The organism is Alteraurantiacibacter lauratis, assembly GCF_037154155.1.
Taxonomy (GTDB): domain Bacteria; phylum Pseudomonadota; class Alphaproteobacteria; order Sphingomonadales; family Sphingomonadaceae; genus Alteraurantiacibacter; species Alteraurantiacibacter lauratis.
In genome coordinates, this window is the sequence record NZ_JBANRN010000001.1 from 261,759 (window position 1) to 275,583 (window position 13,825).

The following is a 13,825-nucleotide window of genomic DNA, read 5'->3' on the forward strand; positions in this document are numbered from 1 at the left end:
AAGGGAAACCTTCGATTTGCTCAGCGGCTGCGATGCCAGAGCCAGACGGCGGTGTAGACGGTCAACACCAGCAGGAAAGTGACCATCGGTTGCTGATCGGGCAGAAACCCGCCGCGCGCACCCAGCCACCAACTCGGCTCGACAAACAGATAAGTGCACAGGCCCGCCAACGCGCCGGCATTGTTGGCCTGCATCTCGTGCTCGTCAATGCTGCGCAGCCACGCCAGCGTCAACCCGCCGCCGATCAGCACATAGACCGCGATGGTCAATGCGGCGAGCCAGCCGGGCAGGGGGCCGCTGCCGAACAAATCGGCCGAACCTGTGGTGTCAGTGGCGACCGAGAAGGCGATGCCCATTACCAGGCCCATTGCACCGCCCGCGATCAGCAGCATCCGGCTGAACCGGACACGCGGGGATTCCGGCCCGCTTGTGGCGCGTGCATAGAGCCGGAAAGCGGCCCATGCGGTAAGCCCGGCAATGCTGACCGCCACGGCCAGCAGAAGAAGCGCAACAGGTGTGGCGCCGTCCTCTGCCATTGTGCTGCCTATGCCGAAGGCCGCGCCCAGTGCAAAAACGGCAAGCAGGCTCAGCAGCGCCAGCACGAATGGCCGGGGCCGCGCGGAAGTTTCGTCTGCGGGGGGCAGGGCAGAATCGGCATGATCAATCATGGAAAATCTCCTCGACCGGCATTTCGAACAAGCGCGCGATGCGGAAGGCGAGTGGCAGCGAGGGGTCGTGCTTGCCGGTCTCAATGGCGTTGACGGCCTGGCGCGAGACGTCGAGCCGCAGGGCAAGCTCGGCCTGGCTCCAGTTGCGTTCCGCGCGCAGCACTTTCAGGCGGTTGTTCACAGGTGCGAAGTCCTTGTCTCGTCGCGTGCGGATCAGGCGGGTTGCGGCATGAACAGCGGCAGGACAGGCTGATCCGGTTGCTGCGCCGGAGAGGAGGAACAGGCCGCAAGGCCAGCCATGGCCAGCATCACCAGCGCGGTAACGGCAGGCAAGTTCCGGCAGGACTGAGGCGGCGTTTTCACGGCAATCTCCATCATGGCAACCCGACTCGGTGTCAGGTATGCATGACGTTATGTCGTGACTTGTTGACTATGTCAACATAACCTTACATTGTGTCGCGAACAGATGACATCGGGGTGGCTTACGGCACCGGCGAATTCAGCCTCTCTGCGGATAGACCCAGAGCTTCCAGTCCGTCGAGCAACGATCCCCGCCCCTCGAAATGCGCTGCCCCCACGGCGACAAGCACCTTGCCCGGTTGCTCAAGACGCCGCGCCAGCCAGCCTGCCCAGCGCCGGTTACGATCGGTCAGCAGGGCGCGGTTAAAGGCCGCAGCGGCCTTGCCATCATCCAGCCCCAGATTTACCGCATCCTGCAACTGGCCGCGAGCCCAAGCGTGTTCCAGTTCCCAGTTCCCCGCTTCGCCCAACGTCTCTCCGGCGCCCAGGAAGGCGTTCAGGTTGCGCCCGTCCCAGCGGATCAATTCGCGCTCCAGATCAGGAAGGATGAGGCGGTCATCGAGTCGGTAGAGCGACAGGGCAACCCGGCCCGTATCCTCAATCGACCGAACAGGCCTGCCAGTTGCCGCGAATTCGGCTTCCAGGATTGTCTCCACCCCGAATTCGTAAGACGAGGAGGCTCCTGAATCGTCGCCCATGCCGAACCCCATCAGTGCCACCATCACCGGCAGGCGGTCGACTTCGGCAAAGCTCATCCCCTGCATTTCGATCAGGCTGCGCCATTTGCTGCGCGCGGCGGGAGCAAGTTGCTGCGAGGTTGGGGTTCGCTGCGCCAGAAGGTTGGCGGACTTGGTGGCAACGGCCTCCATCATCAGCGGCGCATCGCCATCCGATGTTTCCACCACCAGTTCGTCCACCTCGGCCACTACCGCGTCAAGCTGCGGATTGCGCCAGCGGAAGCCGGAGGGCAGCAGATGCACCGTGCCCATCAGATAGATCGTGGTGTCATCATCGCTCAGCCGCCAAAGGGCAGGGGCAGGATCGTAATCCTGCGATAGGCCCGGCAGGGGAGCTGAGATGATTTCTTCGTCATCGTCCCACCAGTCAGCGGGCCGGTCGGCAGCATTGCTCGCTTGGGCGGCGGCGGGATGGGCAAATGCGAGAGCCGCATAGGCCGCAGCAGCAAGGGCAGCGCGCATGACGTGTTCGATCCGCGAAAGAGGCATGGCCGCATCAGGCCTTCACGGGGGCATCCTGTCAAGCGGGCACAGCGCACCAGCCCGCCCCATTGACGCTTTTCGCGCCTTGAGCCAAAGCCGCCAGCCATGAACGGCACCATGAACAGAAATCCGGCCACCAGCTTTCAGGACATGATCCTCGCGCTCCACGATTTCTGGAGCGCGCAAGGCTGCCTGATCCTGCAACCTTACGACATGCGCATGGGCGCAGGCACATTCCACACCGCAACCACGCTGCGCGCGCTGGGGCCGGAACCGTGGAATGCCGCCTTCGTGCAGCCCTGCCGCCGGCCGACCGACGGCCGCTATGGCGAAAACCCCAACCGCTTGCAGCATTATTACCAGTACCAGGTCATCCTGAAGCCCAGCCCGCCCGACATTCAGGATCTGTATCTGCAAAGCCTCGCGGTGATCGGTGTCGATCCGCTGAAACACGACATCCGCTTTGTCGAGGATGACTGGGAAAGCCCCACGCTGGGCGCATGGGGGCTGGGCTGGGAAGTCTGGTGCGACGGGATGGAAGTGACCCAGTTCACTTACTTTCAGCAGATGGGCGGGTTCGATTGCAAGCCGGTCGCGGGCGAGCTGACCTACGGCCTCGAACGGCTCGCCATGTATATTCAGGGCGTCGACAATGTGTTCGACCTCAATTTCAACGGGGGCACGTCCTCAAGTAGCGAAGCGGTAGGACGCGAAAGACGCGTAACCTATGGCGATGTGTTCCTAGAGAACGAGCGGCAGATGTCGAAATGGAACTTTGAAGTTGCCGATACCGATGCGCTGTTTGACCTGTTCGCCAAGGCCGAGGCAGAGTGCAAGCGCTCGCTGGAGGCAGGCGTGCCGATTGCCGCGTATGAACAGGCGGTGGAGGCGAGCCATCTGTTCAACCTGCTTCAGGCGCGCGGCGTGATTTCGGTGCAGGAACGCGCCAGCTACATGGCCCGCGTGCGCGATCTGGCGCGCTCGTCCTGCGAGACATATGCGGCGAAGATGACTCCGCAATGGCAGGCCGCCTATCCGGAGTGGAGCCTGTGAGCGATTTCCTTCTTGAGCTGCGCTGCGAAGAAATCCCTGCCCGAATGCAGGCGGGTGCGCGCGCGGAACTGGAAAAGCTGTTCCGCGGCGCGATGCAGGCGGCGGGTGTTTCTTTCGGCACGCTGACCGTGTGGTCAACCCCGCGGCGTCTGGCGCTAATTGCCCGCGATCTGCCTGAAACGACCGAGGCGGTGCGCGAGGAGACAAAGGGCCCGCGTGTAGCCGCGCCGCCTCAGGCGCTGGAGGGGTTCCTGCGCAAGACCGGCCTGTCCGCCGATCAATTGGTGGAACGCGACGGGGTACTGTTCGCCGTTGTGGACAAGCCGGGCCGCAAGGTGGCCGAGGTGCTGGCCGAGGCGATCCCCGCAATCATCCGCAGCTTCAGCTGGCCCAAATCGATGCGCTGGGGCGCGGCCTCGCTTTCGACCGAGTCCTTGCGCTGGGTGCGCCCGCTGTCGGGCATTGTTGCCCTTCTGGGCGAGGAACTGGTGGAATGCGAAGTCGATGGCATCGCCAGCGGCTATGCCACCCGCGGCCATCGTTTCCATTCGCCGGGTGAAATCACCATCGGCAGCGCCGCTGACTATCAGGACAAGCTGCGCGCCTGCCATGTGATCGTGGATCACGAGGAACGGCAGGATGCGATCCGGCGCGAGGCCGCTGCCGTGGCCGCTGCCGAAGGGCTGGCGCTGGTGGAGGACGAAGGGCTGGTGATCGAGAATGCCGGCCTGACCGAATGGCCGGTGCCGCTGCTCGGCCGTTTTGACGAAGCGTTTCTGGATGTCCCGCCCGAAGTCATCCAGCTGACCGCGCGGGTGAACCAGAAGTATTTCGTGTGCTCAAAGCCCAATGGTTCTCTGGCTAACGCTTTCGTCTGCACCGCCAATATCGCCGCAGTCGATCCGGCGGTGGTGGTGGACGGCAACCGCAAGGTACTGGCCGCGCGGCTTTCGGACGCGCGATTCTTCTGGGAACAGGACCAGAAAAAGACGCTGGCAAGCCACGCCGAGAAACTGAGCCGAATTACCTTCCACGAAAAGCTGGGCACGGTTGCCGACAAGGTCGCGCGGGTGGCCAAGCTGGCGCGCTGGCTGTGCGAGCAAGGAATCGTCAAGGGCGACCCGGCACTGGCCGAACAGGCCGCGCGCCTGTGCAAGGCCGATCTCGTCACCGAAATGGTGGGCGAATTCCCCGAATTACAGGGGCTGATGGGCGGATACTACGCGGCCAAGGAAGGCCTGCCGGCCGAAGTGGCCGATGCCATCCGCGACCATTACAAGCCGGTGGGGCAGGGCGACGATGTGCCTACTGCCCCGGTGACGGTGGCGGTGAGCCTTGCGGACAAGCTGGATACGCTGGTTGGGTTCTTCCAGATTGACGAGACGCCCACCGGCTCGAAAGACCCCTTCGCCCTTCGCCGCGCCGCCTTGGGTATCCTCCGGATCATCCTCGACAATGGCCTGCGCATATCGATTTTCGACCTGATCACGGCGGCGGCGCATCCGACAGGTTCGGTAAATGCCGGCCGCGATATTGCCACCTTCCTCATTGAACGCCTGAAAGTCCAGCAACGCGAAGCGGGCGTCCGTCACGACTTGATCGACGCGGTGTTTGCTCTCGGCGGAGAGGATGCTCTCGTCCGCCTGCTCTCCCGTGTCCATGCCCTGCAAGCCTTCATCACCACCGAAGACGGGGCAAACCTCCTCGCCGGTTACAAGCGCGCGGCCAATATCCTGAAGAAGGAGGATTGGCAGGGCGTCGAAGGCGAGATTGCGCAGACGGGTGAGGAAGACCCGCTGGCGGGTGTTGACGATCCGCTGGTGGCCGATGCCATCGCGGAGAAGATGGCGATGCGCCATGCGCTGACTTACGCGCCCGAACCCGCCGAGGCGGCGCTGATCGCCGCGCTCGACAACGCGCAGCCGCAGGCCGCCGCCGCCATCGCGGCGGAGGATTTCACCGCCGCCATGGCCGCGCTCGCCACCTTGCGCGGGCCCATCGACGCGTTTTTCGAAAGCGTGACGGTGAACGATACCGATCCGGCCAAACGCGCCGCCCGGCTTGCCTTGCTTGCGCGATTCCGTGCTGCGGTGCACAATGTGGCGGATTTCTCCCGTATCGAGGGCTGAGCGCGGATCGTTTGAATGCTGATAGTGTGAGGCGCCACCGTCACCGCTGAAACATTCGACTTCGCGCTCCTCGTCCCGCTATGGGCGATGGTGGAAGGGCGAAGCGGCACACCGCCGCCCGCAGTCGGGGAACATGAGAGCGTAATGGCGAAGTCGGTTTACACATTCGGTGGCGGCGCGGTGCATGACGACCCGCGCGCAAAGGACAAGACCATTGTGGGCGGCAAGGGCGCGAACCTTGCCGAAATGGCGGGCATTGGCCTGCCGGTGCCGCCAGGCTTTACCATCACCACCGAAGAATGTGTGCGTTATTTGCAGGATGGCGCCGACTTTTCCGATGCCTTGAAGACCGAGGTTGCCGCAGCGCTGACGCATATCGAGCGCGCCGTCGGCAAGACATTCGGGGATGCGGCCGATCCGCTGCTCGTTTCGGTGCGTTCGGGGGCGCGGGTGTCCATGCCCGGCATGATGGATACCGTGCTCAATCTTGGCCTCAACGATGCCACGGTGCAGGGGCTTGCCGCTACCAGCGGGGACGACCGCTTTGCATGGGATTCCTACCGCCGCTTCATCCAGATGTATTCGGATGTGGTGCTCGGCATCGACCACGGAATGTTCGAGGAAGCGCTGGAAATTGCCAAGGAAGATCGCGGATACCTGTCCGATACCGAAATGCTGGCCGAGGATTGGCAGGAACTGGTCGCCGAATACAAGCGTCTGGCCGAGGGCGAACTGGGGCATCCTTTCCCACAGGATGTGACCGAACAGTTGTGGGGCGCGATCCGCGCGGTATTCGACAGCTGGGACAGCGACCGGGCCAAGGTCTACCGCCGGTTGAACGACATTCCGGGCGATTGGGGCACGGCGGTCAATGTGCAGGCCATGGTGTTCGGCAATATGGGCGACACCAGCGCCACCGGCGTCGCCTTCACCCGCGATCCCGCCACGGGGGAGCGCGCCTATTACGGCGAATGGCTGGTCAATGCGCAGGGCGAGGATGTGGTGGCGGGCATCCGCACCCCGCAATACCTCACCCGCGATGCGCGCGTGGCGGCAAAGGCCGAATTGCCCAGCATGGAAGAAGCCATGCCCGAAGCTTATGCCGAACTGGTGGCCGTATTCGACCTGCTCGAACGCCATTATAAAGACATGCAGGACATCGAGTTTACCGTGGAGCGGGGCAAGCTGTGGATGCTGCAAACCCGCAGCGGAAAGCGCACTGCCAAGGCGGCGCTGCGCATGGCAGTGGACATGGTGGGCGAGGGGCTGATCGACGAAGTGACCGCGATCAAGCGCGTCGATCCGATGGCGCTCGACCAGTTGCTCCACCCCATGCTCGATCCCGATGCGCCGCGCGATGTGCTGGCCACCGCTCTGCCCGCCAGCCCCGGTGCGGCCAGCGGCAAGATCGCGCTCGACAGCGATCTGGCGGAGAAATGGGCGAATAATGGCGACAAGGTGATCCTTGTTCGCGTGGAAACCTCGCCCGAAGACATTCACGGGATGCACGCCGCGCAAGGCATCCTGACCGCGCGCGGCGGGATGACCAGCCACGCGGCCGTGGTGGCGCGCGGCATGGGCCGGCCTTGCGTATCGGGCGCGGCTGCGGTTTCGATCGACATGGGCGCGCGCAGCCTGAAAATTGGCGAGCGGGCGCTGAAGGAAGGCGATTTCATCACGCTTGACGGCTCCACCGGCCAGGTGATGGCGGGCCTTGTCCCAATGATCGAGCCGGAACTGGCGGGCGATTTCGGCACGCTGATGCAATGGGCAGACAAGCATCGCCGCATGAAAGTGCGCACCAATGCCGAAACGCCCGAAGATTGCCGGATGGCGCTGGCCTTTGGCGCGGAAGGCATCGGCCTGTGCCGCACAGAACACATGTTCTTTGACGCAGGCCGGATCATGGCGGTGCGCGAGATGATCCTTGCCGATGACGAGGCGGGGCGTCGCCGCGCTCTGGCCAAGTTGCTGCCCGAACAGCGCGCCGATTTCGTGCAGATTTTCACCGCGATGGCGGGACTGCCTTGCACGATCCGCCTGCTCGACCCACCGTTGCACGAATTCCTCCCGCAGCGGGACGAGGAATTTGCCGATCTTGCCGCCGATGTGGGCGTAAGTGTCGAACATCTGAAGCGCCGGGCGGAGGAACTGCACGAGTTCAACCCGATGCTTGGCCATCGCGGGTGCCGCCTGGGCATCACCTTTCCCGAAATCTACGAAATGCAGGCGCGCGCCATATTCGAGGCGGCCTGTGCGGTCAGCGCCAAGGGCGGCGATCCGGTGGTGCCCGAAGTCATGATCCCGCTGGTGGCGACCAAGCGCGAACTGGAAATCCTGCGTGCGTTGGTGGACCGGGTGGCGGCGGAGGTTTTTGCCGAACAGGGCCGCACGCTCGATTACCTCGTCGGCACGATGATCGAACTGCCGCGCGCCGCGCTTATGGCGGGCGAGATTGCCGAGGAAGCGCGTTTCTTCTCCTTCGGCACCAACGACCTGACGCAGACGACGCTGGGCGTTTCGCGCGATGATGCGGGCCGGTTCCTGGCGCCCTATGTGGAGCAGGGCATTTACCCGCGCGATCCCTTTGTCAGCCTCGATGTGGAAGGTGTGGGGCAGTTGGTGCGCCTTGCCGCCGAACGGGGCCGGGGCACGCGCAGCGACATAAAGCTGGGCATTTGCGGGGAACATGGCGGCGACCCGGCCAGTATCCGCTTTTGCGAGGAAGTAGGGCTCGATTATGTCTCGGCCAGTCCGTATCGGGTGCCGATTGCCCGGCTTGCTGCGGCGCAGGCAGCGCTGGGCTAACGCCAGCCTGTCAGGGTGAGTATCTCGAAGGTCTCGGTCACGCGGCCTTCGCTGTCTGCCATTTCGGCAAAGGCGGCGCGGGCGCGCGCCATGGCTTCGCGGGTCAGCGGTGGGGGGCTATCTGCCAGCACATTGGTGAGGCCCTGCGCGCGCAGGTCGGCCAGCATCCGCTCAAGGCTGCGATAGCTGACGGTCAGGCTGTGCGAATCAACCACCTGCCGGCTGAAGCCTGCGCGGCCCATCAGCCCGCTGGCGGCCAGATTGTCGATCTGCGGGTGGATGCGCGCGGCGGGCCTTTCGCCGTCCGCCACCATGAGGATCTGCCGAAGCGAAGGCAGACTTCCCGCGCCGCACAGGCAGGCAATGAACAGGCCGCCGGGCGCCAGAGCGGCACGCGCGTGGATCAGCGCGCCGGGCAGGTCGTTCACCGTGTCGAGTTGGGCCAGGCTGGCAATGAGGTCGAACCCGCCGCGCGGATAGGGCAGTTCCTCATCGGGCAGTGGCATATCGGCGATGGCGCTGCCCCTTTGTGCCAACAAGTCGGCCAGCGGATCGGGCGCGTCATCCAGCACCAGCGCCAGCGCCGGGGTGAGCTGCATGAAATCCAACCGGTCGACGATTTCCGCCGCCATGTGCGCGCGCAGGAATTGCGCCTGCGGATCGGCGGCGCGCAAGGCAAGGTGGCGCGCGCGGCGCGCGGCGCGGCGTTTGCGGCTGAAAATTTGCGGCACCGATTGCATCGTCATGCGCGCCGCTTTGCCCCTTCTGCGGTGGCCGCGCAACACGGCCGCACGGTCCGCGCTTGCCAGATGCCGCGGCGGGCGGCAGCGTGGCTGGCCTTATGCAGACGCGCAAACTCCTTCGCCAATCGCTCGCCCCGGTAGTGGACCTGCTTTATCCGCCGCGCTGTCCGATATGCGGGGAGGCGGTGGGCGAGCACGGCGGGCTGTGCCAATCCTGCTGGTCGGGACTGGTATTCCCGGTCTCAGGCGAAGGCGAAGGGAATACGCAGATCAGCGCCGCAACGGTATATAACGACACCTCGCGCCAACTCGTGCTGGCGTTCAAGCATGGCGGGCGCTTTGCGTTGGCAGGGCTGTTGTCGCGCCTGATGCTCGCGCGTCTGCCTGTGCTGGAAGGGAAGTGGCTGGTTGTTCCTGTCCCGCTACACCGCCGCCGCCTGTGGACGCGCGGCTATAACCAGTCTGCCCTGCTGGCACAGGAAATTGCGCGGGCGCGGGGCAAGACCTTGGTGGTCGATGCGCTCCATCGGCACCGTGCCACGCCCAGCCTTGGCGGTCTGGGGAAGGCGGCACGCGCCCGCGTATTGGACGGCGCAATTCGTGCAAATCCGCGACACCTTGAGCGTCTGCGCGGCGCGAATATCCTCTTGGTTGACGATGTGATGACCAGCGGGGCGACCACGACATCCTGCTGCAATGCCTTGCGTCAGGCAGGCGCGGCGCAGGTGCATATCGCCTGCTTCGCGCAGGTGATGGACGAGGCCATTTAGTGCGGCAAAACGCAAAACGCCCGGAGCGTCTCAGCACCGGGCGTTCGCGTGACGATATCGCTGGAGCCGCGCTTCAAACCCCCCAGTCAGCAGCGGGCTCCAATCCCTCATGAACGGCCTGCCTTTGGCAGTGCCAATTCCTCCCGATCCTTGGCCCCGCACCGAAGTGCGACCACTGAAACGAAAGGCGGCCCGTCCAGCCGCTGAGCTCTTCATTCCATTGAAGTGGCAAGACTCAAACAGGTGATGCGGGATGTGATACATTTTGCCAAATCCCTGTGTTTATCCTGCAACAAAGCGCTAAAGGGCGGGCATGACAGACACGAATGATTCCTTGGCGCGCGAAGCCGGATCGCTATTCCTGCCAAAATATGACGCGAATGGAATGGTTGCGGCCATCGTCCAACACGCCGAATCGGGCGAGGTGCTGATGTTTGCCTACATGAATGCCGAGGCGCTCGACGCGACACGCCGCACGGGCCGGGCGCATTTCTGGTCGCGCAGCCGGGGCAAGTTGTGGCTAAAGGGGGAGACGAGCGGGCATTTCCTTTTCGTGCAGCAGATCCTGGTCGATTGCGATCAGGACGCGCTGGTGCTGAAGGTGCTGCCCGCCGGGCCTGCCTGTCACACGGGCGCGCCGACATGCTTTTACCGCGAGCTTGGTCCGGACGGCCTTTCGCGCCTGGATTAATTCACAACCGATTGATTGCGCCTGGGAGAGAGCCTGATCATGACTGCGTATAATCCGCCGGCCCAGGATGTGGCCTTCATCCTCAAGCATGTCCTGCGCGTGCAGGACCGGCAGGATCCGGCCAATTATTCCATGGTGGACGAGGATATCATCGACGCCGTGGTGCACGAGGCAGGGCGCTTCTGCCGCGATATCGTCGCCCCGCTCAACACCATGTCCGACCAGCAGGGCTGCACCCGCCATGCCGATGGCCGCGTGACCACGCCCGAAGGGTTCGCTGCCGCTTACCGTGCCTGGACCGAATCGGGGTGGGGTACTTTGGCTCAGCCGGAGGAATGGGGCGGGCAGGGGATGCCGCACGCACTGTTCACCGTGATCGAGGAATATCTCAATTCCTCCTGCGCGGGCTTCACTATGTATCCCGGCATCATGGCAGGCGCGGTGGCGACGGTGGAGGCCGCCGGATCGGACGAGCTGAAGGCGGCGTATTTACCCAAGATGGTCAGCGGCGAATGGCTCGCCACCATGGCGCTGACCGAAGGCCATGCAGGCACCGATCTGGGGCTGATGAAGACCGCAGCCGTGCCGCAGGACGATGGTTCGTTCGCACTGTCGGGCGAGAAGATTTTCATTTCCGGCGGTGACCACGACCTGACCGAGAATATCGTGCATCTGGTGCTGGCACGCCTGCCCGATGCGCCTGCGGGAACGCGCGGCATATCGCTGTTTCTGGTGCCCAAGATCCTGCCCGATGGCAGCCGCAACGGCGTGTCTGTCGGCTCGATCGAACACAAGATGGGCCTGCATGGCAGCGCCACCTGCGTGCTCAATTTCGATGGCGCGAAAGGCTGGCTGCTGGGACAGCCGCATCAGGGCCTCGCCGCCATGTTCATCATGATGAACGCCGCGCGCCTCGCCGTGGGTGTGCAGGGGCTGGCGCATGCTGAACACGCTTACCAGCGCGCCGCCGCCTATGCGCTCGACCGCAAGCAGGGCCGCGCCCTGGGCCAGCGGCCCGATCCCAACTCCGCCGCCGATTCGCTGATCGTGCATCCCGATATACGGCGGATGCTGATGGATGCGCGTGCCTTTGCCGAAGGTTTCCGCGCGCTGGTGCTGTGGAGCGCGGTGCAGATTGACGTCTCGCATGGCGCAAGCGATCCGCAAGAACGCAAGCGCGCCGATGCGTTGGTCTCCTTCCTTACCCCGGTCATCAAGGCGTTCGGCAGCGACCGCGGCTTTGAGGTTGCGGTGAACATGCAGCAGGTGCTGGGCGGGCACGGCTATGTTACCGAATGGGGTATGGAGCAGATCGTGCGCGATGCGCGCATCGCGATGATCTATGAAGGCGCAAACGGCGTGCAGGCGCTCGATCTGGCGGCGCGCAAGACCGCTAAGGATGGCGGGCAGGTGGCTTTGGGCTTCCTGCATATGATCGCTGGCGAGTGTGAGGCGGCCGATCCGTCGCTTGCCTTTATCGCCGATCCGCTGGGCAAGGCGGTGCATCACGGCGAAGCGGCGGTGAAGGCGCTGCTGGAGCATGCCGGGGCCAATCCGGTCGATATGGCGGGCGGCGCATACGCCTATTTGCAGCTTATCGGAACGCTGGCCGTGGGCTGGGCGTGGCTGCAGCTTGCCTCCACCGCAAAGGCGATGCTGGATGCGGGCGAGGGCGATGCGGCCTTCCTCGAAGCAAAGTTGGCGACCGCCCGCTTCTATGCGGAACAGCAATTGCCGCTGTGCACCGCGCTGCGCCACCGGGTGAAGGCAGGGGCGGGCGCGATGATGGCTTTGACGCCGGAGCAGTTCCTGCGGGGGTGAGGCTCTAGGCCAAAACCTCGTCAAACAGCGCATACATCGCCGCCCAGCTCTGCCGGTCGGCGCTGGCGTCGTAGGCGGTGGCAGGGTTGGTTGTGGGGCCGGGATTGGTGAAGCCGTGCTTCACCCCGGCGTAGGAATGGAAGTGCCAGTTGGCTCCGGCTGCGTCCATCTCCTCCCAAAAGGCGATCACCTGGCTGCGCGGCACCATGGGGTCGGCATCGCCGTGGCACACCAGAATGCGCGCGCGCACCGCACCCGGTTCGGCGGGCAGGTCGGTGCCGAGCAGTCCGTGGAAACTCACCGCGGCAAACATCGGCGCACCTTCGCGCGCCAGTTCAAGCGCAGCCTGCCCGCCCATGCAAAATCCGATTGCGCCAATGGGCAGGCCTGCGGCTTCGGGCAGGGTGGCGAGTGCTTTCAGGCTGGCGCGCAGGCGCTGGCGGTAGGCAGCAGGAGTGGCGCGAATCCCGGCGGCGAGCTGGCGCGAATGGTCAAAGTCCTCAGGCGTCTGGCCATAGAAATCGGCCACCAGCGCCAGATAGCCATGTGCCGCCAGATCCTGCGCCTTGGCGATAACCGAAGGCGTGGGGTTCATGATCGTCGGGAACACGACCACTGCCGCGCGCGCGCCCCCCTGCGGCCGGAACAGCAGTCCGGTCAGTGCGGTGGCGCCATCGGTATAGGCAACCTGTTCCATCGCTATTCGGTCGGCAGGAAATCGGGCACCGAAAGATACCGCTCGCCCGTATCGTAATTGAAGCCGAGCACGCGCGTTCCGGCGGGCGCGCCTTCCAGCTTTGTGGCAATCGCGGCCAGTGTTGCCCCGCTCGAAATGCCGACCAGCAGCCCTTCTTCGCGCGCACAGCGGCGGGCCATCTCCTTGGCCGCATCGGCATTTACCTGAATGGCCCCGTCAATCGCGCGGGTGTGGAGGTTGCCGGGGATGAACCCTGCGCCAATGCCCTGAATCGGGTGCGGGCCGGGCTGACCACCCGAAATGACCGGCGACAGTTCCGGCTCCACCGCATAGGCTTTCATGTCGGGCCAGTGCTCTTTCAACACTTCGGCGCAAGCGGTCAGATGCCCGCCCGTGCCGACGCCGGTGATGAGGAGCGCTGGCGGCGCATCGGCAAAGTCCGCCAGGATCTCCTGCGCGGTGGTGCGCGCATGCACGGCCACATTGGCCGGGTTTTCAAACTGCTGCGGCATCCATGCGCCGGGCGTCTGTTCCACAAGTTCCGCCGCGCGTTCCAGCGCACCCTTCATGCCCTTTTCTCGCGGTGTCAGATCAAAACTCGCGCCATAGGCGAGCATCAGGCGGCGGCGCTCCACGCTCATGCTTTCGGGCATGACGAGGATGAGCTTGTAGCCCTTGACCGCCGCCACCATGGCGAGGCCAATGCCGGTATTGCCGCTGGTCGGCTCGACAATCGTGCCGCCGGGCTTGAGCGCGCCGCTCGCCTCGGCATCTTCCACCATGGCAAGCGCGATGCGATCCTTGATCGATCCGCCGGGATTGGTGCGTTCGCTCTTTACCCAGACTTCGTGATCGGGGAACAGGCGGGCCAGCCGGATATGCGGCGTATGGCCGATAGTGTCGAGGACGCTGCCAAACTTCATCT

Annotated in this window: 13 protein-coding genes; 6 read left to right on the forward strand and 7 right to left on the reverse strand. The window is 64.4% G+C overall.

Features of this window, described 5'->3' with window-relative positions:
• Window positions 1-20 precede the first annotated feature (20 nt).
• The 4 genes from WFP39_RS01215 to WFP39_RS01230 all read right to left on the reverse strand — a co-directional run bounded on the left by WFP39_RS01215 (window position 21) and on the right by WFP39_RS01230 (window position 2,194).
• Window positions 21-668, reverse strand: coding sequence for a hypothetical protein (locus tag WFP39_RS01215; protein ID WP_336917292.1), 648 nt, complete (start codon window positions 666-668; stop codon window positions 21-23).
• Entirely contained in the window at window positions 661-849 is a 189-nt protein-coding gene (locus tag WFP39_RS01220) for a helix-turn-helix transcriptional regulator (RefSeq protein WP_336917293.1), read from the reverse strand. The genes WFP39_RS01215 and WFP39_RS01220 overlap by 8 nt, the downstream gene beginning before the upstream one ends.
• 32 nt (window positions 850-881) lie before the next feature.
• Window positions 882-1,031, reverse strand: a complete 150-nt coding sequence (locus WFP39_RS01225; protein ID WP_336917294.1) for a hypothetical protein — start codon at window positions 1,029-1,031, stop codon at window positions 882-884.
• Between the two features lie 119 nt (window positions 1,032-1,150).
• Window positions 1,151-2,194: a TraB/GumN family protein gene (locus WFP39_RS01230; RefSeq protein WP_336917295.1), complete on the reverse strand. Its 1,044-nt coding sequence runs from the start codon at window positions 2,192-2,194 to the stop codon at window positions 1,151-1,153.
• A gap of 111 nt (window positions 2,195-2,305) precedes the next feature.
• Here WFP39_RS01230 and WFP39_RS01235 point away from each other — a divergent pair, with 111 nt between their 5' ends.
• The 3 genes from WFP39_RS01235 to ppdK all read left to right on the forward strand — a co-directional run bounded on the left by WFP39_RS01235 (window position 2,306) and on the right by ppdK (window position 8,178).
• On the forward strand, window positions 2,306-3,241 hold the full coding sequence (locus WFP39_RS01235; RefSeq protein ID WP_336917527.1) for a glycine--tRNA ligase subunit alpha: 936 nt from the start codon (window positions 2,306-2,308) through the stop codon (window positions 3,239-3,241).
• Complete coding sequence (glyS, locus tag WFP39_RS01240) at window positions 3,238-5,370, forward strand: glycine--tRNA ligase subunit beta (RefSeq protein ID WP_336917296.1); 2,133 nt, start codon at window positions 3,238-3,240, stop codon at window positions 5,368-5,370. Before WFP39_RS01235 ends, glyS begins: the two co-directional genes overlap by 4 nt.
• A 144-nt stretch (window positions 5,371-5,514) precedes the next feature.
• Window positions 5,515-8,178 (forward strand): pyruvate, phosphate dikinase, encoded by a 2,664-nt coding sequence (ppdK, locus tag WFP39_RS01245; protein WP_336917297.1) that lies wholly within the window; start codon window positions 5,515-5,517, stop codon window positions 8,176-8,178.
• On the opposite strand, the gene WFP39_RS01250 is transcribed toward ppdK, so the two are convergent.
• Window positions 8,175-8,924, reverse strand: a complete 750-nt coding sequence (locus tag WFP39_RS01250) for a hypothetical protein (RefSeq protein WP_336917298.1) — start codon at window positions 8,922-8,924, stop codon at window positions 8,175-8,177. The genes ppdK and WFP39_RS01250 overlap by 4 nt on opposite strands.
• Before the next feature lie 95 nt (window positions 8,925-9,019).
• Here WFP39_RS01250 and WFP39_RS01255 point away from each other — a divergent pair, with 95 nt between their 5' ends.
• From WFP39_RS01255 to WFP39_RS01265, 3 genes are all read left to right on the forward strand, one after another.
• Complete coding sequence (locus tag WFP39_RS01255; protein WP_377923205.1) at window positions 9,020-9,691, forward strand: ComF family protein; 672 nt, start codon at window positions 9,020-9,022, stop codon at window positions 9,689-9,691.
• 313 nt (window positions 9,692-10,004) lie between these two features.
• A complete protein-coding gene (gene hisI / locus WFP39_RS01260; RefSeq protein WP_336917300.1) occupies window positions 10,005-10,382 on the forward strand; it encodes a phosphoribosyl-AMP cyclohydrolase in 378 nt (125 codons plus the stop codon).
• A gap of 39 nt (window positions 10,383-10,421) precedes the next feature.
• Window positions 10,422-12,203, forward strand: a complete 1,782-nt coding sequence (locus tag WFP39_RS01265; protein ID WP_336917301.1) for an acyl-CoA dehydrogenase C-terminal domain-containing protein — start codon at window positions 10,422-10,424, stop codon at window positions 12,201-12,203.
• A 4-nt stretch (window positions 12,204-12,207) separates the two neighbouring features.
• Here WFP39_RS01265 and WFP39_RS01270 read toward each other — a convergent pair whose 3' ends face one another.
• Together WFP39_RS01270 and cysK are read right to left on the reverse strand one after the other, a co-directional pair.
• Complete coding sequence (locus tag WFP39_RS01270) at window positions 12,208-12,900, reverse strand: dienelactone hydrolase family protein (RefSeq protein ID WP_336917302.1); 693 nt, start codon at window positions 12,898-12,900, stop codon at window positions 12,208-12,210.
• Between the two features lie 2 nt (window positions 12,901-12,902).
• A complete protein-coding gene (gene cysK, locus WFP39_RS01275) occupies window positions 12,903-13,823 on the reverse strand; it encodes a cysteine synthase A (protein ID WP_336917303.1) in 921 nt (306 codons plus the stop codon).
• Window positions 13,824-13,825 lie beyond the last annotated feature (2 nt).

What these genes read in the sequence shown, in the direction of transcription:
- WFP39_RS01215 (WP_336917292.1), bottom strand. Translation starts at nt 668, where the DNA reads ATGATTGATCATGCCGATTCTGCCCTGCCCCCCGCAGACGAAACTTCC.
- WFP39_RS01230 (WP_336917295.1), bottom strand. Translation starts at nt 2,194, where the DNA reads ATGCCTCTTTCGCGGATCGAACACGTCATGCGCGCTGCCCTTGCTGCT.
- WFP39_RS01235 (WP_336917527.1), top strand. Translation starts at nt 2,306, where the DNA reads ATGAACAGAAATCCGGCCACCAGCTTTCAGGACATGATCCTCGCGCTC.
- ppdK (WP_336917297.1), top strand. Translation starts at nt 5,515, where the DNA reads ATGGCGAAGTCGGTTTACACATTCGGTGGCGGCGCGGTGCATGACGAC.
- WFP39_RS01250 (WP_336917298.1), bottom strand. Translation starts at nt 8,924, where the DNA reads ATGACGATGCAATCGGTGCCGCAAATTTTCAGCCGCAAACGCCGCGCC.
- WFP39_RS01255 (WP_377923205.1), top strand. Translation starts at nt 9,020, where the DNA reads ATGCAGACGCGCAAACTCCTTCGCCAATCGCTCGCCCCGGTAGTGGAC.
- hisI (WP_336917300.1), top strand. Translation starts at nt 10,005, where the DNA reads ATGACAGACACGAATGATTCCTTGGCGCGCGAAGCCGGATCGCTATTC.
- WFP39_RS01265 (WP_336917301.1), top strand. Translation starts at nt 10,422, where the DNA reads ATGACTGCGTATAATCCGCCGGCCCAGGATGTGGCCTTCATCCTCAAG.
- WFP39_RS01270 (WP_336917302.1), bottom strand. Translation starts at nt 12,900, where the DNA reads ATGGAACAGGTTGCCTATACCGATGGCGCCACCGCACTGACCGGACTG.
- cysK (WP_336917303.1), bottom strand. Translation starts at nt 13,823, where the DNA reads ATGAAGTTTGGCAGCGTCCTCGACACTATCGGCCATACGCCGCATATC.